Annotated in this window: 20 protein-coding genes; 9 read left to right on the forward strand and 11 right to left on the reverse strand. The window is 58.3% G+C overall.

The annotated features are described in order from the left end of the window. Window positions 1-70: 70 nt before the first annotated feature. Window positions 71-793, reverse strand: coding sequence for an acetoacetyl-CoA reductase (phbB, locus tag KCG46_RS04010; protein ID WP_218404025.1), 723 nt, complete (start codon window positions 791-793; stop codon window positions 71-73). Between the two features lie 118 nt (window positions 794-911). After that, window positions 912-1,661, reverse strand: coding sequence for a hypothetical protein (locus KCG46_RS04015; protein WP_218404026.1), 750 nt, complete (start codon window positions 1,659-1,661; stop codon window positions 912-914). A gap of 386 nt (window positions 1,662-2,047) precedes the next feature. Here KCG46_RS04015 and KCG46_RS04020 point away from each other — a divergent pair, with 386 nt between their 5' ends. The 5 genes from KCG46_RS04020 (at window position 2,048) to KCG46_RS04040 (ending at window position 8,101) form a co-directional block, all read left to right on the forward strand. After that, window positions 2,048-2,500, forward strand: coding sequence for a DUF3576 domain-containing protein (locus tag KCG46_RS04020; RefSeq protein ID WP_218404027.1), 453 nt, complete (start codon window positions 2,048-2,050; stop codon window positions 2,498-2,500). 25 nt (window positions 2,501-2,525) lie between these two features. Further along, the gene (gene leuS, locus KCG46_RS04025; RefSeq protein WP_218404028.1) at window positions 2,526-5,036 is read left to right on the forward strand and encodes a leucine--tRNA ligase; all 2,511 of its coding nucleotides are present in this window, start codon (window positions 2,526-2,528) and stop codon (window positions 5,034-5,036) included. Next, the gene (lptE, locus tag KCG46_RS04030) at window positions 5,036-5,542 is read left to right on the forward strand and encodes an LPS assembly lipoprotein LptE (protein ID WP_218405289.1); all 507 of its coding nucleotides are present in this window, start codon (window positions 5,036-5,038) and stop codon (window positions 5,540-5,542) included. Before leuS ends, lptE begins: the two co-directional genes overlap by 1 nt. A gap of 7 nt (window positions 5,543-5,549) precedes the next feature. Then, the gene (gene holA, locus KCG46_RS04035) at window positions 5,550-6,590 is read left to right on the forward strand and encodes a DNA polymerase III subunit delta (RefSeq protein WP_218404029.1); all 1,041 of its coding nucleotides are present in this window, start codon (window positions 5,550-5,552) and stop codon (window positions 6,588-6,590) included. A 107-nt stretch (window positions 6,591-6,697) separates the two neighbouring features. Beyond that, entirely contained in the window at window positions 6,698-8,101 is a 1,404-nt protein-coding gene (locus tag KCG46_RS04040) for a sugar transferase (protein ID WP_218404030.1), read from the forward strand. Window positions 8,102-8,104: 3 nt separating this feature from the next. On the opposite strand, the gene KCG46_RS04045 is transcribed toward KCG46_RS04040, so the two are convergent. Genes KCG46_RS04045 through KCG46_RS04055 form a run of 3 tightly spaced genes read right to left on the reverse strand, consistent with a single transcriptional unit; the run spans window position 8,105 to window position 10,020 of the window. Next, window positions 8,105-8,695: an LptA/OstA family protein gene (locus tag KCG46_RS04045; protein WP_218404031.1), complete on the reverse strand. Its 591-nt coding sequence runs from the start codon at window positions 8,693-8,695 to the stop codon at window positions 8,105-8,107. Window positions 8,696-8,709: 14 nt separating this feature from the next. Beyond that, window positions 8,710-9,375 (reverse strand): LPS export ABC transporter periplasmic protein LptC, encoded by a 666-nt coding sequence (lptC, locus tag KCG46_RS04050; protein ID WP_218404032.1) that lies wholly within the window; start codon window positions 9,373-9,375, stop codon window positions 8,710-8,712. A 24-nt stretch (window positions 9,376-9,399) separates the two neighbouring features. Next, window positions 9,400-10,020 (reverse strand): ribonuclease D, encoded by a 621-nt coding sequence (locus tag KCG46_RS04055; RefSeq protein WP_218404033.1) that lies wholly within the window; start codon window positions 10,018-10,020, stop codon window positions 9,400-9,402. A 96-nt stretch (window positions 10,021-10,116) separates the two neighbouring features. Between KCG46_RS04055 and ung the strand changes: the two genes are divergently transcribed. Both ung and KCG46_RS04065 read left to right on the forward strand, forming a co-directional pair. After that, the gene (gene ung / locus KCG46_RS04060) at window positions 10,117-10,806 is read left to right on the forward strand and encodes a uracil-DNA glycosylase (protein WP_218404034.1); all 690 of its coding nucleotides are present in this window, start codon (window positions 10,117-10,119) and stop codon (window positions 10,804-10,806) included. Then, window positions 10,803-11,135 carry a TraR/DksA family transcriptional regulator gene (locus KCG46_RS04065; protein ID WP_218404035.1) on the forward strand — a complete coding sequence of 111 codons (333 nt, stop codon included), beginning with the start codon at window positions 10,803-10,805 and terminating at the stop codon, window positions 11,133-11,135. The genes ung and KCG46_RS04065 overlap by 4 nt, the downstream gene beginning before the upstream one ends. On the opposite strand, the gene KCG46_RS04070 is transcribed toward KCG46_RS04065, so the two are convergent. The 6 genes from KCG46_RS04070 to KCG46_RS04095 all read right to left on the reverse strand — a co-directional run bounded on the left by KCG46_RS04070 (window position 11,132) and on the right by KCG46_RS04095 (window position 22,159). Next, entirely contained in the window at window positions 11,132-11,887 is a 756-nt protein-coding gene (locus KCG46_RS04070; protein WP_218404036.1) for a hypothetical protein, read from the reverse strand. The genes KCG46_RS04065 and KCG46_RS04070 overlap by 4 nt on opposite strands. Further along, the gene (locus KCG46_RS04075) at window positions 11,887-13,239 is read right to left on the reverse strand and encodes a carbohydrate porin (RefSeq protein ID WP_369410160.1); all 1,353 of its coding nucleotides are present in this window, start codon (window positions 13,237-13,239) and stop codon (window positions 11,887-11,889) included. Before KCG46_RS04075 ends, KCG46_RS04070 begins: the two co-directional genes overlap by 1 nt. A gap of 220 nt (window positions 13,240-13,459) precedes the next feature. Next, entirely contained in the window at window positions 13,460-14,896 is a 1,437-nt protein-coding gene (locus KCG46_RS04080) for a glutamate synthase subunit beta (protein WP_218404037.1), read from the reverse strand. 11 nt (window positions 14,897-14,907) lie between these two features. Then, a complete protein-coding gene (gene gltB / locus KCG46_RS04085) occupies window positions 14,908-19,548 on the reverse strand; it encodes a glutamate synthase large subunit (RefSeq protein WP_218404038.1) in 4,641 nt (1,546 codons plus the stop codon). Between the two features lie 255 nt (window positions 19,549-19,803). Beyond that, window positions 19,804-20,886, reverse strand: coding sequence for a hypothetical protein (locus KCG46_RS04090; protein ID WP_218404039.1), 1,083 nt, complete (start codon window positions 20,884-20,886; stop codon window positions 19,804-19,806). 7 nt (window positions 20,887-20,893) lie between these two features. Next, window positions 20,894-22,159, reverse strand: a complete 1,266-nt coding sequence (locus tag KCG46_RS04095; RefSeq protein ID WP_218404040.1) for a TIGR04063 family PEP-CTERM/XrtA system glycosyltransferase — start codon at window positions 22,157-22,159, stop codon at window positions 20,894-20,896. 114 nt (window positions 22,160-22,273) lie between these two features. Here KCG46_RS04095 and KCG46_RS04100 point away from each other — a divergent pair, with 114 nt between their 5' ends. Both KCG46_RS04100 and KCG46_RS04105 read left to right on the forward strand, forming a co-directional pair. Next, window positions 22,274-22,477: a hypothetical protein gene (locus tag KCG46_RS04100; RefSeq protein WP_218404041.1), complete on the forward strand. Its 204-nt coding sequence runs from the start codon at window positions 22,274-22,276 to the stop codon at window positions 22,475-22,477. Next, window positions 22,477-23,895: a putative O-glycosylation ligase, exosortase A system-associated gene (locus KCG46_RS04105; RefSeq protein WP_218404042.1), complete on the forward strand. Its 1,419-nt coding sequence runs from the start codon at window positions 22,477-22,479 to the stop codon at window positions 23,893-23,895. Before KCG46_RS04100 ends, KCG46_RS04105 begins: the two co-directional genes overlap by 1 nt. Window positions 23,896-23,976: the final 81 nt, after the last annotated feature.

The following is a 23,976-nucleotide window of genomic DNA, read 5'->3' on the forward strand; positions in this document are numbered from 1 at the left end:
CCAAAATTATGGATAAGGCAAGTTAACCAATTGTGCTTAACGAATGACTAAAATGCGGGACCGAATGGCCTCAATACATGTGTTGGCCGCCGTTGATGCTCATAGTTGAGCCGGTCACGAAGCCCGCCTCTTCCGAACAAAGGAAGCTTACGCCGCGCGCGATCTCGCCCGCTTGCCCCAAACGGCCGACCGGGATTCCGGCGACAATCTTGTCCAGCACACCTTGGGGAACGGCTGCAACCATATCGGTGTCGATATAGCCCGGCGCGATAGCGTTGACGGTAATGTTAGCCCGCGCGCCTTCCTGCGCGAGCGCTTTGGTAAAACCGTGGATGCCCGATTTCGCAGCGGCATAGTTTACCTGACCGTACTGCCCCGCTTGCCCGTTGATCGAACCGATATTGACGATCCGGCCCCATCCGCGCTCTCGCATACCGGGGAAGCAGGCTTTCGACATGTTGAAACACCCGCCCAGATTGATGCGCATCACCTCGTGCCAGTCATCATAGCTCATCTTATGCAGGGTACCGTCGCGTGTGATACCGGCATTGTTGACCACTGCCTCAACCGGGCCGACTTCGGCCGCGATTTGCTCGCATCCCGCAAGTGTTGCTTCGTGATCGCCAACATCGAATTTGTAAGTCGGCACGCCTGTTTCATCGGTGAACTGTTTCGCGGCATCATCGTTGCCGCCATAGTTGGCGACGACGTTGAACCCGTCGTCTTTCAACTGCTCGCAAATCGCACGGCCAATCCCGCGCGTTCCTCCGGTGACTATGGCTACACGATTCATGGCAAGTCCTTTCGATGGAATAGATCGATGAAGAGCCTAGCCTTGACGTTACGTAAGGCAAAGAAAAACCCCGCCGAAGCGGGGTCTTGAATACGAATGTTCGGGTTATGCCGTCAGATCAGAACTTGATCTGCGTTCCGACATAGACGGCCTGACTGTCTTGAACCGAGTTGGTCAGCGGGTCGAGGCGCTCGCGTTCTTGCGAATAGCGGACACCGGCGGTTACATCGAGATTAGGCGAAAGGCTGAAGCTGCCGCCAACATCAACTTGCGCTTCGCGTGCGTCGAGCGTGTTGGTTGAACGACCGGCAATCGCTTTGTCTTCCAATTCGATCCGTGGTTGCAAACGGCTAGGCTTCTTGACCGCACGTGGGCCCGCAGGTTCAAATTCGGTCAGATCAGGAACGCTGAGGTTTTGAACATTCTTGGGCAGTTCGATCTGGCGGGCAAAGCTTTGATAGCCGCGCGCCGTTCCCAGATTGAATTTGCTCGATTGCAGCGAGGCGATGGATTTGCCTGCACCCGGTGCGGCTTCGATAGCCGAGCGGACGGAAACCGCATTGGCGGTCTCTTCGTCGATGCGCACTGCAACGGTCACGGTGTTATTGCGCAGAACCGGATTGGATCCTGCAGGTGTAAAGCGGATGCCTTTGGCGCGGGCTTTATCCGCGACCCGGGCCGCAAGATCGGGATCGATCGACGCCGGCGTGAAAATTCCGAAACTGCTGTCAGCACCTGCGACACCCGCCGGGCTGAAGCCGACAACCGCGAGGCCAGCAGATGGCAGTGCAAGCATCAGCGCGCCGGCCACACCAAGCAATGGCAGCTTGCGCTGCTTTCCTGCCTTGATGTTTATACCGCGTGCCATGGCTTAAATTCTGCCCCTGTTTCCGTGTTGGCTTCCGCAAAATGGAAGCCGGATGATTCTCTTACCACTCTAATATACGCATCAGTTGCCTGAACGGTTACTGAGTCGACTCGGAGAAATCCTTACAACACTGCCAAGACTGAATTATGGCGGGCAGCGGCGCAATCTTTTCCACATCATGTCATGCAATTCTGGGCCAAGTGTTGCGCTGTGCACACAGAATCGCAGGGCACCCGGCGCAATTCAGCGCTCCTTAAGGCCGCAAGTGGCTTTGCAGATGACAGACTTGAAGACGGTTTGTGCAGTATTCTTAGCTGCACAAAGCTTGCCGCACGCGGTGCGCTGGTTATAGAGCCGTAGAGATTAGACATAGGGATTTGCCTTCAGTGACACGCGCCAAACTCGCATTCTCGAAAACGACCCGTATCGCATTGGTTTGCGGTGCGCTTGCCACTCTAGCTGCTTGCGGCGGGCGTGATCGCCCTACGACCGAGCTGCAGTCGTCTCAGATCAACACAATCGGTGTGAACGCATTTCTGTGGCGCGCAGCGATTGAAACTGTCGGCTTTGCGCCTTTGGCTGCGGCGGACAGTTCAGGCGGCGTGATCGCAACCGATTGGTATGCCAATCCGAGCAACCCGAATGAGCGGGTTAAATTGACCGTGACTATCCTTGATCAGGATTTGCGTGCGGACGCTCTTCGCGTCTCGGCCAGCCGTCAGGTTTCACAAGGCGGATCCTGGGTCGAAGCACCCGTTCAGGCTGCGACTGTGCAAAAGCTGGAAGACATTATCCTGACCAAAGCGCGCGATCTTCGCCGTAAGGCTCTCGCTTCCTGATCCAATTCGCGTTAGCGGGTTTCGCATGACTGATAATCGTTTCGATCCGTCCTCTGCCGACGGGCGCTGGCAGCGCGCGTGGGATGACGCGGGCACTTTCAACGCTGATTCCAATAGCGAAAAGCCAAAGAGCTACATCCTAGAGATGTTTCCCTATCCATCGGGGCGCATCCATATGGGGCACGTACGCAATTACACGATGGGCGATGTGCTGGCGCGCTACAAAAAGATGCGCGGCTGCGAAGTGCTCCACCCGATGGGGTGGGACGCGTTCGGCATGCCAGCGGAAAACGCGGCAATGGAAAAGAAAGTCCATCCCGGCGCCTGGACCCGCTCCAATATCGAAGGGATGAAAGCGCAGCTTAAACGGATCGGCTTTGCGCTCGATTGGACCCGTGAATTTGCAACCTGCGATCCGGAATATTACGGCCACGAACAATCGCTGTTCATCGACATGTACGCCGCCGGTCTGGTGTACCGGAAATCGTCCGAAGTGAATTGGGATCCGGTCGATATGACCGTGCTCGCCAATGAACAGGTGATCGATGGCAAGGGCTGGCGCAGCGGCGCCGAGGTAGAAAAACGCAAGCTGGACCAGTGGTTCCTCAAGATCACCGATTTTGCCGAAGACCTGCTGTCGGGTTTGGGTGAGCTGAAGGACTGGCCCGAAAAGGTCCGCTTGATGCAGGAAAACTGGATCGGCAAATCGTCCGGTCTGGAATTCTCGTTCGACCTGTCGAATGGCGAGAAACTGCCTGTTTACACGACGCGTCCCGACACCATTTTCGGTGCGAGTTTTTGCGCGATTGCGGCGGATCATCCGATTGCTCAGGCAGTTGCCGCTGACAATGCCGAAGTGGTAGCCTTCATTGAGGAATGCAAGCGCGGCGGGACGACTGCGGCGGAGCTGGAGACGGCTGAAAAGCTTGGCTTTGATACCGGCATTACGGCGAAGCACCCGTTCACGGGTGAGGCGATGCCTGTCTTCATCGCGAACTTTGTGTTGATGGATTACGGCACAGGCGCGGTTATGGGCGTGCCGGGCCATGACCAACGCGATTTTGAGTTCGCGACCAAATACAAACAGCCGATCGCGCGCGTTGTTGCCAGCGATGTGTCGCAGGCTGGCGCTCCTATGGGGGATGAAGCCGAAGGCGGTGATGGCGTCATCGTTAATTCGGACTTCCTCAACGGGATGAGCGTTGAGGACGCCAAGGCTGAAGTTATCACTCGCGCCGAGACGGGCGGCTGGGGCGAAGGAACCACCGTATGGCGGTTGCGCGATTGGGGCATTTCGCGCCAGCGTTACTGGGGCACCCCGATCCCGTTCATCCACTGTGATGCTTGCGGCGTGGTTCCGGTGCCCAAGGATCAACTTCCGGTGACTTTGCCGGATGATGTTGACTTCGAAACGCCGGGCAACCCGCTGGAACGGCACGCGACGTGGAAGCATGTCGATTGCCCCGAGTGCGGCCGAAGCGCTTGCCGTGAGACGGACACGCTCGACACGTTCACGAACTCATCGTGGTATTTCCTGCGCTTTGCCAGCCAGCCCGCGGACAAGCCATTCGACGCGGAAGAGATCGCCAAATGGTTGCCCGTTCAGCATTATATCGGCGGGGTCGAGCATGCGATCCTGCACTTGCTCTACGCCCGTTTCTGGACGCGCGCGCTCAGCTCTATCGGAAAGCTTGATGTGAAAGAGCCATTCGCTGCGCTGTTTACGCAAGGCATGGTGACGCACGAGACATACAGCCTGGGTGATGGCAGTTGGCTCTCTCCCGATGAAGTCCGCAAGGACGGTCAGGATTGGGTCGCTATCGAGAACGGCGCTCCGGTTGAGGCAGGCCGCGTCGTCAAAATGTCGAAGTCGAAAAAGAACGTCGTCGATCCCGATAATATCATCGACGAATACGGCGCAGATGCGGTGCGCTGGTTTATGCTGTCCGACAGCCCGCCAGAACGCGATCTGCCATGGTCGGCGAGCGGTATCGAAGGCTGTGCCCGCTTCGTTCAACGCCTCTGGCGTTTGTTCGACAGCTATGATGCAAATGCGACCGGCGAAGACAAAGCCCTCGCTCGCAAGGCGCACCAAGCCATCGTAGCCGTGGCAGACGACATCGAGGCGCTCGGTTTCAACAAGGCCGTGGCGCGTATCTACGAACTGACCGGAGCGGCGGAGAAAGCGCAGCCCAGCGAAAGTAAGAATTTCGCGATCCGCGCTGTGCTGCACCTCGTTAGCCCGATGATGCCGCACTTGGCCGAAGAGGCCTATGCAAAGCTGGGCCATGACACTCTGATCGCGGATGCCGCGTGGCCGGATCATGACCCCGCCATGCTGGTCGAGGACGAAGTGACCATCGCGATCCAGCACATGGGCAAGCTGCGCGATACAATCACCGCTCCTAAGGGCGCGGCGAAAGACGACCTCGAAGCGCTTGCGCTCGCCAGCGAGAAGGTCCAGCGTTCAATCGATGGCGCGGATATTCGCAAGGTGATCGTGGTGCCCGATAGATTGGTGAACATCGTTACATGATGCGCGGCGCGCTTCTTTTGCTGGCGACACTGGCGCTTTCTGCGTGCGGGCTGCAACCGCTTTACAGCGGCGGCGGTAATGCGGGTGTGGCTCAGGGGCTTGCGGCGGTTGATGTGCCGGCCATTCCCGGACGCGGCGGCTGGCTGGTTCGCAACGCTTTGAACGAACGGCTCGGTGCGGCGGGTAACGCCTCTCCCGCTTACCGCCTCGATGTACGGCTTGATGATGCTCTCGAAGCGCTTGGCGTACTCAACGATGACACGATCAGCCGGGAACGGCGTATTCTGCGTGCGCGGTACCAATTGGTTGATCTGGCGACCGGCGAAATCCTGCTGGATGCGACTGCTGGGTCGGATGCGGGGATCGATGTGGTTTCCAGCGAATACGCCACCATCGCCGCCGAACAGCGCGCTTTGGAAAATCTCGCCAAAGAGGTTGCCGATCGCATGACGACAGAGATCGCGCTCACTCTGAGAGAGCGGGCACGGACGGCCGACGCGCAGTGAGCCTGCGATGAAGGCCACACAAAAGGATTTTGCCCGCGGCCTCCCGCGAGGCGCCGATACGGCGAGCATCTTTTTCTTCTGCGGCCCTGACGAAGCGGGAGCATCGGCGGCTGCAAGCAAGATCATCGAAACCCTTCCCGACGCCGGAGAGCGCGTGGATATTGCGGGCGCGGATTTGCGCCGTGATCCTGCGATGCTTGGCGATGAGGCCCGCACGGAATCCCTGTTTGGCGACAAGCGGCATCTTCTGGTTCGGGCGACCGGCGATGAAGCGCATGACGCCCTCAAGGCTTTGATCGAGACGAGCGAGGCCGGGGCAGGAGATGCCGCGCCGATCTTTATCGTTGCAACCTCTGCGACCGATAAATCTCGCACGGCAAAGCTGCTTGAAAAGCGGGCCGATGCGCTGGTCGCGATGTTCTATCCACCTGACTTGATGACTGTGGCGGTATCGGTGCGCGGAATGGCTGACGCTGCCGGTCTGCGCCTGGGCGGCGATCTTGCAGAGCGAATTGCACGCGCGGCGGGTCTGGATGTGCGGCTCGCACAATCCGAGGTGACCAAGCTGGCGCTGTACTGCGATGCCGATCCGCAGTCGCCCAAATCCGCTTCGGTCGAGGACTATGGAGAAATTGGTGCAGCGACCGAAGAGGACGGATTTCAACCTGTCGTCAATGCAGTGATGGGCGGAGAATTGAACAAGTTATCCGATGAAGTGCGGCGAATGCGCGAACTTGGCCTAAACCCGGTTGGTCTGCTCCTTGCGCTGGAGCGGCGGGCTGCGCAGCTCGCCCAGATTACCGCCAAACTCGGACCGCGCGGGTCGTTTGACAATTTGGGCAAGGGCGAGAAGGCTCAGCTCGGGATATTCTGGAAAGAAGAGCGCGATATCCGGCACCAGCTTTCACGCTGGCACCGTAAAAAGCTCGACCGGCTTATCCCGCGGCTTGTAAATCTGCACCGCGCGCTGCTTTCAAACAGTCAATCGGCTGAGCTTTTACTGTCTCAAGATCTGGCAGAGATCGCTCGCTTCGCGACGAAGCGATAGAATCCCCCGCCAATACGTTCTCTATATTCGTAAAACACGACTAAATTCATGTAAGGCGTGCATAAGGGAAAACACGTAAATGCGTGGCCCCGCAGGAAACGTGTCGCATGAACAGAATTTCAGGCCCTCTGCTAAAGTCTGGTCAACCGGATAAGGTCGATCGTGTTGTGGCCCCTTCGCTCGAGCGGAGACGGCTGCGTGCCTATGCGTTGATCCTGCTTGTTGATGCAGTTCTTATCAATCTCAGCTTCGCAATCGCCGCTCTCGCCTATGAAGGAATTTGGTGGGAGCCGCGCAGCATGCTTGCAGCGCAAACTTTGCTGCCGCTCTATTTTACCATTGCGATGTACAATTCGACCTATGGGCAGAAAGCGCTGGACGATTGGGTTTTTGCGGTTCGGCAGGCGCTCACGGCATTGTTGGTTTCAGCTGCGCTGCTCAACTTTGTCGGCTTTTATACCAAGTCTAATGCAGAGTTTTCGCGCGTTGCAGTGACGCTTGGTTTGATCGGTGCAGCCTTTGCGATTGCCGCGTCACGGCGCGTTGTGCCGCGATTGATCGAGCGGTTTTGGGGCGGAAGGGTCCGCAACCGGCTCGTGATCAACGATGGCGGTCCGGAATTTGCCCTGCCTCTTTCCCTGACTGTGGACGCAAAGGATTATGATCTCGATCCAGCGGGCGATGATCCGTTCATGCGTGAACGGCTTGGAAAGCTGCTGCGCAATCAGGACAGGGTTGTTGTCAGCTGCCCGCCCGAACGCAGGATGGAATGGGCCGTGCTGCTCAAATCATCAGGTGTCTACGGCGAAATTGTTAGCGAGACTGCCCATGAATTGGGCGCTTTGGGTGTCAACCGGTTCAAAGATCAGGATGCGACTTCGCTGATTGTTTCAACCGGTCCGCTTGGCCTTCGTGGACGCATCGCGAAACGCGTTTTTGATATTTTCGCGGCGATATTCGGCCTGATCATCCTTTCGCCGCTGCTGTTGTATGTCGCGCTTCGGATTAAACTCGAAGATGCCGGATCGATCCTGTTTGTGCAGGAGCGAGTGGGCCGCGGAAACCAACCTTTTCACATGCTTAAATTCCGCTCCATGCGCATGGGCCAACTTGATCCCGATGGCGAAGTATCGACTGCGCGCGAGGATGACCGGATAACACGGGTCGGGGCTTTTATTCGCCGCACCAGTATTGATGAGCTGCCGCAGTTGATCAATGTCCTGCGCGGAGAAATGTCGATTGTCGGTCCGCGTCCGCATGCGCTTGGCAGCCGTGCGAACAACAAATTTTTCTGGGAGGTGGACGGTCAGTATTGGCAGCGCCACTCGCTCAAACCCGGCCTTACCGGCCTGGCGCAGGTTCGCGGTCATCGCGGCGCAACCGAGCAGGAAAAGGATCTGACGGACCGGCTTCAGTCTGATCTTGAATATATCGCACGGTGGTCAATCCAGCGTGATCTGCAGATTGTCTATCGGACTCTGTGGGTCCTGCGTCACAAGAACGCTTACTAGACTTTACTCTTCGTCGGAGCTTTGCGGGACGGAGAACGATCCAGTTACCCTGCCGCCGCTGTTTCCGCTTTCGTCGCTGCTCGATCCTCCAGATGGGTTGCCGTCCACGCTGGAGATTCCAGTACGCAAGTCAATCACCAGCCGACCGCCTCTCAATGTGTCGGTTCCGCGGTTCAGCCTGACATCGCCCGCCATCGTAATGATCCTGCGGTTGAAATCGTAGATCGCTACGCCGCCGCTTGCGCGTTCATTCCCGCGTGTCACTGTGACACCGCCGGTTGCCGTGATCCGCTGGATATCAAGCGAACCAGTGTCCGTGAAATTGACCAGCATGCGGTTGGACCTGACAGTCAAACCAGCCTGCGTAACGGTTACACCGCCCGAAAGCGCGACGCGGTTCTGCCGGTCCTGCAATTCGATACTGCCAGCATTGTAGTTCACCGGCGCATTGGTGTTATGCGAAGCGATGCCCTGAGCCTGCAGGCCGATCCCGCCAGCCACCGCCAGTGTCAGAGCAAAGCTGCCCGCCATCCAGCCAAAGGCAACCTTGCCCAAATGCGGCTTTGCGTGAGATTTTGCTGAAGTGTTCGTCATGTCTGCGTGTCCGTTCATGGCATTCTCAACTTGCCGGGGATCATAGTGAGGCGGGCGTTGCCCTCAAGCGAGACCGTGCGTGCTTCCAGATCTGCGCGCATCGAATTGGCCGAAAAGCTGCCCGCAGGCACTTGGCCTTCGACCCCGTCATCACCGCCGATGGTCTGGTCTTTCAGGTTGATTGAAACGCCGCGCGCGCTCATCGAATATCCATCCGCCGCGTTCAGTTCGACTGCTCCGTCTACGGCGACAATTTCGGTGTTCAGATCATAGGTGCCGCCCGGTGCGGTCAACCGCGCCGGGCCATCGCTGAGCAGCAATTGCGCCACCAGATCATCCATTCGCACCAATCCTTCAGCGCTGGACCGCTGAACGGCATCACCTGCCGTAACTGAAAACGGGCGGCCATCATCATCGCGCCCGCGATACATCGCATTGTCCACGCTAAGCCGTTCATCGATAACGGAAACTTCGTTCCGGTCGAGCAGAAAGCTAACCTCGCCGCGCGGCGATAGCGGTGTGATAATCATCAGCGCGGCCATGATCCCCACACCGACCGGCAATGCTCGTGCCAGAAACCCGACCAGCTTGTCATGCGAACCGCCAGGCGCGGCGAAGTGCTGCCGCTTGTTGCGCAGTTCCTTGGCTTCGCTGGTTTCGATGCGGCGCTTCATGACCATGATGGCTGTGTAGACTGACCTAAATTACGCGTGGCTGAAAATGTCGTGCTCGGCCCATCCCGCCATATCGAGGCGGGCGCGGGTCGGCAGGAAATCGAAACATGCCTGCGCCATCTCCATCCGGCCTTCGCGTTCGAGGCGGATGATGAGCTCGTCACGCATGCGGTGAAGGAAACGCACATCGGAGGCCGCATAGTCGCGCTGCGCCTCGCTGAGCACGGGGCCGCCCCAGTCAGAACTTTGCTGTTGCTTGGAAATACTCTCGCCCAGCAATTCATCGACCAAGTTCTTTAGCCCGTGGCGGTCAGTGTACGTGCGCACCAGTTTGCTGGCGATCTTGGTGCAAAATACCGGCCCCGCTTCGACGCCCAGATAATACTCGATCGCAGCCAGATCGAACCGGCCAAAGTGATAGAGTTTTGTCCGCTTCTGATCGGCCAGAATGCGCGACAAATTGGGCGCTTCGTAATCGCTGCCGGGTGAAAAGCGCACAAGGTGCTCGTCGCCCGATCCGTCGCTGATCTGGACAACGCACAGACGGTCACGGTGCGTGATCAGCCCCATCGTCTCTGTATCAACGGCAAGGTCCGATGTGCCTTCGAGCACGCCATCGGGAAGGTCTTCTTCGTGGAAATGAACAGTCATAGGGCGATGCCCTACGCCACAAGGAGGATGAGGGAAAGAGGCGAGTGGCGAGCGAGGGTTGCATGGCGGCTGTGCGGGTGTAGCCTCCTGTGTGAAATGACGAGCGATGCAATCCCCGAAAGCTGGCGCGATGCGCTGGAACCGGCCTTGGCCACGCCAGAGGCGCGCAAGCTGGGCGGTTGGCTGCGCGCCGAGGAAGAGGCGGGTAAGGTGATCTATCCGCCGCGCGGGGAAAGGCTGACCGCGCTGGCCCTGACACCGTTGGATCAGGTGCGCGTCGTGATCCTGGGTCAAGACCCATATCATGGACTGGGGCAAGCGCATGGGTTGGCATTTTCGGTGCAGCACGGCGTGAAAGTGCCGCCGTCGCTGGTGAATATGTACAAAGAGCTTGAGAGCGATCTTGGTGTTGCTCCGCCTGCACATGGCAATCTGACACGCTGGGCCGAGCAAGGCGTGCTGTTGCTCAACAACACGTTGACGGTCGAGGCCGCGCAGGCTGGCAGTCATGCGGGGCGTGGTTGGGATGCGATCACTGACGCAGCAGTGGCTGCTGTAGCGGAGCGGGGCGAGCCGACCGTGTTTATTCTGTGGGGCAGCCACGCGGCCAAGAAAGCGGGCCGGATCAGCGCGCTGGGCCGCGGCGACCATCACCTTCTGCTTAAGGCTCCGCATCCCAGCCCGCTATCGTCTTATCGTGGGTTCTTCGGATCAAAGCCTTACAGTCAGGCCAATGCTTTTCTGGAGGAGCGCGGAAGGTCGGCGATCGACTGGCGCATTGAATGACCGAAGAGGAAGCCAAAGCGGCGTTGATTGCCCGACAAACCGAGCTGACCGAGGAAGACCGGATCAGTGACGAGGCCCGCGCGCCTGTTACTTTGCAACAGGATAGTGTCGGGCGGCTTTCACGTATGGACGCGATGCAGCAGCAGGCAATGGCGCAAGCACAAGAGCGCCGCCGCGCTCAGGAACGCGTGCGGATCAAAGCGGCGCTGGAGCGCATTGACGAAGGTGAATGGGGATATTGTCTGATATGCGGCGAGGAGATTGCCGAAAAGCGGCTGCAGTATGACCCGAGCATCGCGACCTGTGTGGGGTGTGCGATCGGCGGTTAAGGCTCTTCTGTTTGCTCTGAAGGCGCCGGCATTTTCCGGAGCTCAAGCGGCCATTCGCCGCCCGATAGCTTGATCACGCCATCTTCCAGATACCCGGTCACACCCGAGAAATCGGCTACGCCCAGATCGTTGCTTTCAAATTCAAACACCGCAGTCTCGCCCGGCTTCCAGCCGAGTTCGCGCAACGAGTGGGTTTCTGATTTGATGTTGTAACTGCTCAGGCGGAAGGTGATAGTTTCCGGTTCATCACACTTGGCAAATGGCAGTTCCTCTCCCTCATGGAGCTCTTCGTTGGCATAGCGCTCTTTGGAAGGCCAACCATCTCTGTAAACCTGGCCAAAAACCTGTTCCCCGTTTTTGCATTCGGCGCTGAGCGAAGCGTATTGGAACGGCTTTCCATTCGATGCCCGGACAACTTTAACCCACGGCCCGTCTTCATTCTTTTCGGTGCCCTTCCAGCGGAACTCCGCCGGAACCGGTTTGGGATCGCTGGTCAGGAAAATACGGTCCCCGTCTTGCATCCAGGTGCCTTGCGCGCGCAAGTCCAATCCGCCAACGGAGAGGCCCCAACGGAACGTACCGTCGGCCGCGATTTCCATGCCCATGGCTGTCTCGAAAGAATTGCCATTATAGCGGCCCACGAATTCGGAATCGCTGGCTACATCGGCCGTGTCAGGCTCTACCTGGTCGGAATTCGGCTGACCGTTGGCTGCTAATGCCAACGCAGCAAGGATCAAGGCGCCGTAACGCATCAAAACTGTGTCGTCAGCCGAGCGCCAACCGTCACGCCGGTATCGCGAAACGCGATCGCGCTGTCGACGACCTGCACATTCGCGGTGAGGCCAAAGCCCTTGGCGAATTCATAGGTGTAGAACGCCTCGACGCCCTTTTCGTCTTCGATGCCGAGCCGGAACGCGATGTCATCGACCAACTCGTCGGTCAGCGAATACTGGAAATAGGCAAGGCCGAAACGGTCTTGAGGTCGGAATCGCGGGTTGCCCGAAATGCCGAAATAGCCCGAATAATCGAGGAAGGTCGGATCGCCGGTCGATGCCTGAAAGCGTGCAAGCACACCCCAGCCTTTGCCGCGAGCCTCGGGATACATTTTGAGGAACTGATACGCCGAAAGCTGGATCGCCAGCTCTCCGCTTTCATTGCCGAATGTGCCGAATGGTTGCGGTGGCGGAGTCAGCGCGCGAGGGAGAATATCAACGGCGAAACTATCCCGTGTCGAGCCAACGACCGCGAAGTTCACGACACCCGGTAATTTGTTGATTGTCGTGCGAACCGCCGCCGAGGCGAGGAAACCTACGCCGCTTTCAAACTTGGTCTCAAATCCGGTACGCTGATACTGGCTGTCCGGATCAAACACCCAAAGGCGGTAGATCATTTTGCCTTTGGGCACTTGCAGCGCAACGCCGGTCAGCGTGTTGGGCACAACTGCGGTCGGAGGAAGAGCGAGGCCGAGGTTCTGGAACCCGAAATGCCCGTCACTCGCCACAATCGGCAGCTTACCGGATATGTCGAGCACATTGATCTTACCCGCCTCCAGAGTCGTGCCATCTTTCCATTTGTATTCAATGCTGGCCGACAGATCGAAATCGCCTGCGCCTTCGGGACGGAACAGTGCCGTGTTGCCCGGGATCAGGCCGATTTCACCGTTGGAGGTCTCACCCCATGTGTATTCGGGACGGATCTTGATCTTGAGATTGTCGCTGCCGCCGTAATAGCTGCCGCGCACTTCGAGATAGCCGTCGATACGACCAGCATAGCGTGCGAGGTTTCGCGCGTCGCCTGCGACCGGCACATCGACAAATTGCGAGGCCACTATGCGCAGATCAACCGGTTTTGGAGGCGGCGGTGCGGGCAGCGCCTGCGGAGGAGGAGCCGGAGTGCCAGCGTCTTGCGAGAGAACGGGGCCCTCAACAATGCTGTCGGCTTCTTCCGCAGCGCCGCTGGAAGCCAGTTCGAATGTTTCGGCTGAAAATTCTGTGCCGGCGGGCGTTTCGGCCAACGCCGGAGGGGCAAGCGTCAGCGCCAATGCGCTCGTTACGCCACCGGCGAATCCATGCACATTTGTGCGCACGCTCTTTGAAAGCTTCACGACTCCGAACCCTCTCTAAGTGGCGGCATTTCTTGATTTGCCGAAGCCGCCTTTTCTACGTTTAACTTGAACCATTCGCGCGGGCCGCGGTCAAGCAAAGACAAATTGGGCGTTTAACTTCGGTGAATCATGCAGTTAGTACCCACCTCAATCGGGTTCGCAGCCTTAAGATGGTGTAAAGATGCCGCAGAAATCGGGCGTAATGCGATGGTTTGTGGGATCAGCGCGGTAGTTCGCTTACGCCCATCAGCGCTTCATCGACGCTGCGAGCACATTGGCGGCCTTCGCGGATGGCCCATACGACGAGGCTTTGCCCGCGCCGCATATCGCCGCACGCAAAGACGCCGGGAACGCTGGTGATATAGTCATCTTCGTTCGCGTCAACATTGCCGCGTCCGGTCAGCTCAACGCCAGCCTGTTCAAGCAAGCCGGCCTTTTTCGGACCGACAAAGCCCATGGCGAGCAGGATCAAATCGGCTTCGATGGTGAAGGCGCTGCCTTCCACTTCCTGCATCTGCCCGTCTTTCCACTCGACCCGTGCGCATTCGAGGCCGGTGACTTTCTCGCCGTCTCCGACAACACGTTTCGTCAGAACAGCCCAGTCGCGGTCTACGCCTTCTTCATGGCTGGAGGAGGTGCGCAGTTTCAGCGGCCAATCGGGCCATGTCAGCGCCTTGTCTTCTTTCTCAGGTGGCTTTGGCATGATCTCAAGCTGCGTGACGCTTTTTGCGCCTTGGCGATTGGATGTGCCGACACAGTCGCTGCCGGTGTCGCCCCCGCCGATCACAACGACGTTCTTGCCGGTGGCGAGCAAGCTACCGCGAGGCGCAGCGCGCACTTCATCATCGCCTGCATTGCGCTTGTTTTGCTGGGTCAGGAATTCCATCGCAAGCCGCACGCCATCCATTTCTGCTCCGGGAATGGCGAGTGGGCGAGCATCTTCGCTGCCGCCCGACAGCACGACCGCGTCGAAGTTTTCTTGCAAGCTCTTAAACGACACATCGACGCCGACTTCTTTCGATGTTTTGAAGGTCACGCCTTCGGCTTCCATCTGGATGCAGCGGCGGCTGATCAGATGCTTTTCCATTTTGAAATCGGGAATACCGTAACGCAGTAATCCGCCTACGCGGTCGCTCTTTTCAAACAAAGTGACGCTGTGACCGGCGCGCGCGAGTTGCTGCGCGCAGGCCATGCCTGCGGGACCGGAACCGACGACGGCGACGGATTTGCCGGTCTTTTGGGCGGGCACCTGCGGTGTAACCCAGCCTTCGTCCCATCCGCGGTCAATAATCGCTGCTTCGATGCTTTTGATCGTGACGGGTTGATCGACGATGTTGAGCGTGCAGCTTGCCTCGCACGGGGCCGGGCAAATGCGGCCTGTAAACTCCGGGAAATTGTTGGTCGAATGGAGAACGTCGAGCGCATTCTTCCAATCGTTCTCATAGACCAGATGGTTCCAGTCCGGGATCATATTGTTCACCGGGCAGCCGTTGTGACAATACGGAATGCCGCAATCCATGCAGCGCGAAGCCTGCGAAGAAAGCGTTGCATCGTCCGGCTGGACGACGAATTCGCGATAATTGTTCAGGCGCTCTTCCGGATCGAGATAATCCCGTTCGCGCCGATCCAGTTCGAGAAATCCGGTGTCTTTGCCCATTACTCTAACCCTTATTCCGCCGCGACCGAGGCGGCTTCGGCGCGTTCGGCTTCGAGAGCCAGAAGCGCATTTTTGTAATCTCGCGGCATCACTTTGACGAAGCGCCTGATTGAGTTGTCCCAATCGGACAACAGATCGCCAGCGATTGCGCTGCCGGTGTGCAATTGATGACGCTCGATTAAGATACGCAGCCGCTCTGCATCGTGACGCAGCATGTCGCCCATTCCGTAATCATGCACGGAACTTGGTCGCTGTGCCGGGCGGCCTGTGCCATCCTCTGCATCCGTTTCACCGGAGATCGTCTCGAGATCGACCTGCGCGTGGTTTGCCAGCTCGCTGAACTTGCCATCGGGGTCGTAGACATAGGCAACGCCGCCGCTCATGCCGGCTGCAAAGTTGCGGCCTGTCTCGCCCAGCACGACAACAACGCCGCCTGTCATGTATTCGCAGGCGTGATCGCCCGCGCCTTCGACGACAGCGATCGCGCCGGAATTGCGTACAGCAAAACGTTCGCCGGCGACGCCGCTAAAATAGGCCTCGCCCGCAATCGCGCCGTAAAGCACGGTGTTGCCGACGATGATGTTCTCACCCGCATTGCGCGGTGCGCTTTCCGGTTGACGAACGATCAGGCGGCCTCCGGAGAGACCTTTGCCGACATAGTCATTGGCATCGCCGACCAGATCGAGCGTGACACCGTGCGCAACCCACGCGCCAAAGCTCTGTCCGGCAACGCCTGTCAGATTGATGCGGATCGTGTCGACCGGCAGACCTTCGTGGCCATGCGCCTTGGCAATTTCGCCAGAGAGCATCGCGCCCGCTGTGCGGTTCACATTGCGGATTTCGTAATCGAGCTGCACCGGCGTTTTGCCGGTGATGGCGTCCTGCGCATCGGCGATGAAGGTGTTGTCGAGCGCCGCGCCGAGACCGTGATCCTGCGTTTCGGTGTTGTGCAGCGGCGCGCCTTCGGGAAGGTCGACGGTGTGGAGCAGACGCGACAAATTGATGCCGCGCGCTTTCCAATGGCGGTGCATGCGCGTCATGTCGAGCCGGTCAACCCGGCCAACCATTTCTTCAAGAGTGCGGAAGCCCAATTCGGCCATGATCCCGCGCAATTCTTCCGCGACAAAGAACATGTAATTGACCACGTGCTCCGGCTGACCGGTGAAACGTTTGCGCAATTCGGGGTCTTGCGTCGCGACGCCGACAGGGCAGGTGTTGAGGTGGCACTTGCGCATCATAATACAGCCCGCTGCGATCAAAGGCGCGGTGGCAAAGCCAAATTCGTCCGCGCCTAGCAAGGCGCCAATCGCAACGTCGCGGCCCGTGCGCAGCCCGCCATCAACTTGGACCGCGATGCGACTGCGCAGATCGTTGAGCAGCAATGTCTGCTGCGTTTCGGCAAGGCCGATTTCCCACGGGCTGCCAGCATGCGTCAGAGAGGTAAGCGGCGATGCACCGGTGCCTCCATCATAGCCGGAGATGGTAACGTGATCGGCGCGCGCTTTGGAAACACCTGCGGCCACGGTTCCAACGCCCACTTCGGACACGAGTTTGACTGAGATACGCGCATCGGTGTTCACGTTTTTGAGGTCGTGAATCAGCTGCGCGAGGTCTTCAATCGAGTAAATATCATGGTGCGGCGGCGGCGAAATCAGGCCCACGCCCGGTGTCGAATGGCGCACCGCGCCGATCCGCTTGTCGACCTTATGACCGGGCAGCTGGCCACCTTCGCCGGGCTTTGCGCCCTGCGCCATTTTGATCTGGATATCGTCGGCATTGACGAGATATTCGGTCGTCACGCCAAACCGGCCCGATGCGACCTGTTTGATCCGGCTGCGCATCGAATCGCCGTTTTCCAGCGGAGTGAAACGGAACGGTTCTTCGCCGCCCTCACCTGTGTTGGAACGCCCTCCAATGCGGTTCATGGCAAGAGCCATGGTCGAGTGCGCTTCGTGGCTGATCGAACCGAGGCTCATCGCGCCGGTGCTAAACCGTTTGACGATTTCGCTGGCCGGTTCGACTTCATCGATCGGGATGGCCTCGTCAGCGTTCTTGAATTCGAGCAGTCCGCGAATGGTCAGCAATCGTTCGGACTGCTCGTTCACGCTCTTGGCGAACTCTTCGTAATTCTTTGCATCGTTGCCGCGCACAGCATGCTGCAGTTGTGCGACGTTTTGCGGCGTCCAGGCGTGCTCTTCGCCGCGCAGGCGGTATTGATAGATACCGCCGACATCGAGCATGCCTTTATAGAGCGGGTTGTCGCCATATGCCTGTGCATGGCGGCGCACGCTTTCCTCGGCCACTTCGTCCAGACCGACGCCTTCGATGGTGGTCGATGTGCCGGTGAAGTAGCTTTCGACGAACGCGCTGGAGAGGCCAACCGCGTCGAAAATCTGCGCACCGCAATAGGATTGATAGGTCGAAATGCCCATCTTGGACATCACCTTGCGGATGCCCTTGCCGATGGCTTTGATGTAATTCTGCTCGACCTCTTCGCGGCTGACATCTTCATGTTTGCGTGCGCGGATATCCTCGAGCGTTTCAAACGCGACATACGGGTTGATCGCTTCCGCGCCGTACCCTGCGAGTACGCAGAAATGGTGCACTTCGCGCGCTTCGCCGGTTTCCACGACGAGGCCGGTCTGCATCCGTAAACCCTGCCGCACAAGGTGGTGATGCACCGCTGCCGTCGCCAGCAAAGCGGGCATCGGAATGCGGCCTTCGTCCTGTGCGCGGTCTGACAGGACAAGGATGTTCTGGTCTTGCAGCACAGCCTCGGTCGCGGCCCAGCACATTTCGCGGATCGCCAGCTCAATGCCTTCGACGCCTTGTCCGGCGTCGAACGTCATATCGATGGTGGAGCAACGGAACGCGCCATCGACGACCGATTCAACCGAGCGAATTTTCGCTAAATCTTCATTCGTCAGGATCGGCTGCTTCACTTCAAGCCGCTTGTGCGTACCCGCATCATGGCCGAGCAGGTTCGGGCGCGGGCCGATCATCGACAGCAGGCTCATCACCAGCTCCTCACGGATCGGATCAATCGGTGGGTTGGTGACCTGCGCAAAGTTCTGTTTGAAATAGTCGTAAAGCAGCCGCGCTTTGTCAGACAAAACCGCGATGGGCGTGTCTGTGCCCATCGACCCGATCGGATCGTCGCCTTTGATCGCCATCGGCTCAAGGAAACGCGAGATGTCTTCCTGCGTGTAGCCGAACGCTTGCTGGCGTTGCAGCAGGGTGGTCGAATGCTCGGGGACTTCGGACAGTTCCGGCTCGATATCGGTGATATCTTCCAGCCGCACCTGCGCCTGTTCCAGCCACTCAGCAAAAGGCGCGCGGTTGGATAGATCGGCTTTCAGCTCGGCATCTTCGATGATGCGGCCTTGCTCAAGATCGATCAGCAGCATCTTGCCCGGTTGCAGGCGCCATTTGCGCACAATGTCTTCTTCGGCGAATGGCAAAACACCGCTTTCCGAAGCGAGGCAGACAATGTCGTCCTTGGTCACGCAGAAGCGCGCCGGGCGCAGGCCGTTGCGATCAAGCGTCGCGCCGATTTGGCGGCCATCGGTAAAGCAAACGGCGGCAGGGCCGTCCCACGGCTCCATCAAGGCGGCGTGATATTCGTAAAACGCGCGGCGTTCCGGTTCCATCAGATCATTGCCGTTCCACGCTTCGGGGATCAGCATCATCATTGCATGGGCAAGGCTATACCCGCCTGCGATCAGCAGTTCGAGTGCGTTGTCGAGGCACGCCGTGTCGGATTGGCCATGCGGGATGATTGGCCACATCTTATCGAGATCCGGCCCAAGCAGGTCGCTTTCCATCGTGCGGCGGCGGGCGTTCATCCAGTTCACATTGCCACGAACCGTGTTGATTTCACCGTTATGCGCGATGAAGCGGAATGGGTGGGCCAGCCGCCAGCTTGGGAACGTGTTGGTCGAGAAGCGCTGATGCACGAGGCCAAATGCGGAAACACACTCGGAATCGTTCAGATCATCATAAAAACTGCCAACCTGCGTTGCGAGCAGCAGACCTTTGTAAACGATGGTGCGCGTTGAAAAGCTCGGCATATACGCATCAGTCAGGCCCGGCAGGCCGTGCTTGTCAGCAAGCTTTGCGAGCGGATTGAGCGTTTGTTTGCGCAGCGCGAGCAGCTTACGCTCGAACGCGTCTTGGTCGGCGCAGCTTTCGCCGCGCGCGATCACGGCCATCTGGATCACCGGCATCGATGCGATAACAGCATCGCCCAAGCCTGCCTGATTGGTCGGGACATCGCGCCAACCGATAAAGTGCTGACCTTCTTTGACGGCGAGATTCTCGAATCGCTCAGCGACAAATTCACGTGCCGCATCGTCCTGCGGCATGAAACACATCGCAACCGCATAATCGCCCGGCTGCGGCAGACTGTGGCCGTTTTCCGTAGCCCAGCGCCGGATCAGCGCGTCCGGAATCTGCATCAACAGACCAGCGCCATCGCCCAAAAGCGGATCAGCGCCCACGGCGCCGCGGTGGTCGAGTTTCTCAAGAATTTCAAGAGATTGCTCGACAATGGAATGGCTGCGCTCACCCTTGATATGGGCGACCATGCCTACTCCACAGGCGTCATGTTCATTGGCGGGGTCATAGAGACCCTGGGAGGTGGGCTGTCCCATGGAAAGGTTCCGTTCTGTCAGATGCCACGGTCAAAGACCCTCAAGTGGTCGATGCAGCGGCAGAATGTCGAGCGCGCACGATCAAGGACCAAAGCGAGCTTCGTTTCACATCCCTATTGCAGACGGAATCGGATTTTTGCAACCGCGAAGAGCGAAGTTTTGTTACGCATACCTAAGCATGAGCTTGTCGTTTCATGCGCAACTAAATCGTATTTACGCGAGTTTGATGCTGGATACGCTACCGCCAGCAGCCATTTATGCTGCGCCGCGCAAATCCTGAAGCTTGGCCAGGGCATCCCGCAAATCGCGCGTCGTATCGCGCAGCGCATCGGCGTTTGCATCGGTCAGCTCAAGATCGGCATCAAAACCGTCTTCGGTGAACAGTGTCAGCGCTTTTAGAGCCGAGGCGAGAGATGCATCTTTGTCCGGCGAACGAAGGGATCCGGGGCGTTTGCGCTCTGCATCCTGATGATCGTGCAACGCGGCTGCAAAGCGCTCGACCATGTGGACAAGGCTCAGCTCCTCAACGGGTGCCTGACGGAGTTTTTCCAACGCGGTTTTGGCCGATGGCGCGATTTGCGCAGCCAGAGGAGCTTCAATCGAAGGTTCGACCGTTCGTTCGACATCGGGATCGACCCAAGCGCTCCAATCATCGACTTCAGGAAGGTTGTCGTTGTCTTCAATCTCGTCAGAGACTTCTTCAACCCAGACACCGTCTCGACCCGAAATTTCGCCGAATTCTGCCAGAGCCAGTTCGCGGGGTTTTTCGAGTTCTTCTTTGAATTCTGCTTCAGAAATTTGGTCAGAATCGAGGTCGAGAGCCTCTTCCATCAGCTCAAGCGGCTCGGCTCCTGTTTCGAAGTCGTGATCGATTTCAGCAGCAGAGAATGGCTCCACATCAATCGGCGCATCGAGGCTGTCGCTGCCGAGTTCTGCGGTTGGGTCGATTGGTTCAAGACCTTCGACCAAAGTCGAATCGTCCCACTCCGCCTCGGCCGGGCCAAATTCGCGTCGCTTGAATGCGATTGCACCGGCGGCGGCGATGCCGCCAACGATCAACGCAGCGAGTGCCGCAAAGACATAGGTCGCAGCGTTGCCAAGACCGGACAAGCCGGTCGCCATCGCCATGCGCAGAACAGTCGAAGTAGGCAGGACAATCACGCAAAGAGCACCCAAAAGCGCGCCCCATGCCCCGATCAGCGGGACAAAGCCGCGCAGGATCGCGATGGACGGTTTTTTGGCACGCGTTTCAGCTGGCGTGTCGGGTGTTTCCACCGCGTCTTCGCCCGCCTCCTTGGAGGATCTGAAATTGGCAATGCGTTGTCGAATAGCCCGCATGTCGCCCCTATGCCCGTAATCTGGTTTGCTGCTCGGCAGGCGTAGTCCTGCTTTCGCGGTTTCCTTCGCTTACCAAGACTTGGTAAACGGAGAGATAACGTTCCACATTGCGCGCCCAATCATGGCGGGTTCGCACATGCTCCTCGCCGCGATCACGGATCGCGTCCCATTCCTCGCGGGAGGCGAGCATTTCGGAGAGTGTCTCTGCGCATGCGGCGGAGTCATCTGGCGCGAAGAGGTATCCAGTCTCGCCGTGAGAAATCAGCTCGCGGTGTCCTCCTACATTGGATGCGGAGACAATCCGGCGCTGGGCCATCGCCTCCAGCGGCTTGAGAGGGGTTACGAGATCGGTGAGCCGCGATGCTTTACGCGGATAGGCAAGCACGTCGATCAGAGAATAATACCGCTCAACCTCGGAATGCGGAACGCGGCCCGTGAAAATGACAGAATCGGGATCGTCTAGGGCCGCTGCTGCTGCGCGCCATTCGCTATCCATCGCGCCGGCACCTACCAGCAGCAATTTTGCGCCCGGGTGATCGCGGTGCAGGATCGGCATGGCTTTGATCAGATCATCGACGCCTTCATAGTCATAGAAACTGCCAACATAACCGATCACCGGCGTCTCAGGCGCGATGCCAAGCTTGCTGGCGAGAGCATTTTCGCGCGGCAATGGCTCACCAAACATCGACAGGTCGACACCGTTGGGCATGACGCCGATCTTGCCCGGAGCGATACCGCGATTGATCAAATCATCGCGCAGACCCTGACAGATTGTGAAGACCGCATCGGCACGTTTGACGATTTGCGTCTCAAGCGAACGGGTCAGGCGGTATTTGGCCGAACCTTCACTGCCGGTTTTGTTGCCAACGGCTGCGTCTTCCCAGAACGCGCGGATTTCATAAACCAGCGGAATGCCCAGTGCCTCTGCCGCGCGGTGCGCGCCGCCGCCGTTAAGCGCGGGGGAATGGGCATGAATGATGTCAGGGCGCCACTCTTTCGCAACCTTCTGTATCGAAGCCGAAAGCGCCGCCATTTCCCGGAATTCACTCACAAGCATCGGGCCGCTTGGCACGCCTGGCGTGCGATGAAATGTCAAACCATCGACAATTTCTACTTCGTCATCAGTCGGCGCCTCAAGCTGATGCCGCTGCGCCGTAATACCTCGCACTTCCAGCCCCGCCGCCTGCTGCGCTTTCAGGATGGCGCGCGTCCGAAAGGTGTAGCCGCTATGCAGCGGGAGCGAATGGTCGAGGACGTGAAGTATCCGGGTCATGGCGCGCTTTTGGCACATTGTGCTTAACGGACCGTCAACCGCGTTCATGTAGGGCGCTTATCAAGAATGCAGGCAGTGTGCCCGCATCGCATCCGGAAAGAACCCGTAAAGCGCATGATCGATTACATCGCCCTTTCGATTGGACACGGCCTGTTAGCATTTGCTTTCTGGCACATGTTCATGCGTGCAGGGGTGGATGTTGATCCGTTGATCGCAGAGATCCAGGATGCCGAAAAGGCCAACCGCCAGAACACCTCAATCGCAGGCCGGAACGCCCAACGGCGATCACAAGCCGATGATGAGGGCGTCGCCCTCTAATGCTTGATCTCGTCTTCCTCGCATTTATTTTTTACGTCTTGCTGCTCGGTATCAGGCGCCCGTTTCTGTGGGTGCTGCTCTATGTCTATATCGACATTATCGCGCCTCAGCGGATCGGCTATTCGATCATTACCGATCTTCAAATTTCGCTCATCGCGTTCGGTGCGGCGTTCGGCGGCTGGTTGGTGCTTGATAACAAAGATGGACTGCGTTTCACCCTCAGGCAGGGACTTATCCTTGCGCTGCTGCTTTACTGCTGGTGGACGACGGGCAATGCCGACTACCCCGATAGTGCCGTGACCAAATGGGATTGGGTCTGGAAAGCTCTGCTTTTCGCGCTCTTCCTGCCTTTCACGATCACCAACCGCGCCCGGATCGAAGGTCTCGCTCTGGTTCTGATGTTGTCCATTGCAACAATTGTGATCGGCACTGGCATGAAGACCGTTCTTGGCGGCGGCGGGTATGAGAACCTGAAATTCTTCGTGAATGATAATAGCGGCATCTATGAAAGCTCTACGCTCGCGACGGTCTCGATTGCGCTCGTTCCGCTGATTGCGTGGTTCACACGCTACGGCACGATTTTCCGCCCACACTGGCTGGTGACCTCGTTTGCAGTCGCACTGATCTTTGCCTGTTTGATGGTGCCGATCGGTACAGAGGCAAGGACCGGATTGGTTTGTATTGCAGTCCTAGCGGTCTTGATGCTGCGCTATGTCAAACACCGCATTCTATTCATGGCAGCTGGTGCGGCACTTGGCATGGCTGCCCTGCCGTTCCTGCCGCAGAGTTATTATGAACGCATGGCCACCATTGCTCAACCAGGCGGTGATGAAAGCGCCTCCACCCGTATGGCTGTTTGGCGCTGGACGATTGATTACGCCTCTCGCAATCCGACGGGCGGCGGGTTTGATGCCTATCGCGGCAACAAGTTCACTTATGAAATGCCCGTCACCGAAGAGGACGGCAGCACCAAAACCATTGAATACCGCGAGGTAACCGATGAAGGCCGCGCCTATCACTCGGCAATTTTCGAATTGCTGGGCGAGCAAGGCTATCCTGGCCTAACGATCTGGCTGCTCTTGCAAGGCCTCGGGGTCTGGCAGATGGAGAAAGTCCGGCGTCGTTGGAGAGGCAAGGAAGCCGAAGACGAAGCGTGGATTGCGCCGATGGCATCATGCCTGCAAATGGCGAGCATGATCTATATCGTTGGCGCTTTGTTTCAGGGCATCGCCTATCAACCGGTGATGCTGATGATCATCGGCATTCAGATCGGCCTTGTGAACTACACCAAACGGATCGAATCGGCGCGTTTAGCATTGGCGCGCTCTGAACGCAGATTGCCTGCCCAAGAGCATGTATTCGACTCGATTGACGTTGACGTAAACGGCGGGCGCGCTGGCGATGCCGTAACGGCATAATTGCCTCCATTGCACTCGGCTTTCCCGCCTGCCATGTAGACCCTCGAATTTGCGCCGGAGAAGCGGGTAATCCGCGGATGG

The sequence above is a fragment of the Erythrobacter crassostreae genome (genome assembly GCF_019204045.1).
Classification (GTDB): domain Bacteria; phylum Pseudomonadota; class Alphaproteobacteria; order Sphingomonadales; family Sphingomonadaceae; genus Erythrobacter; species Erythrobacter crassostreae.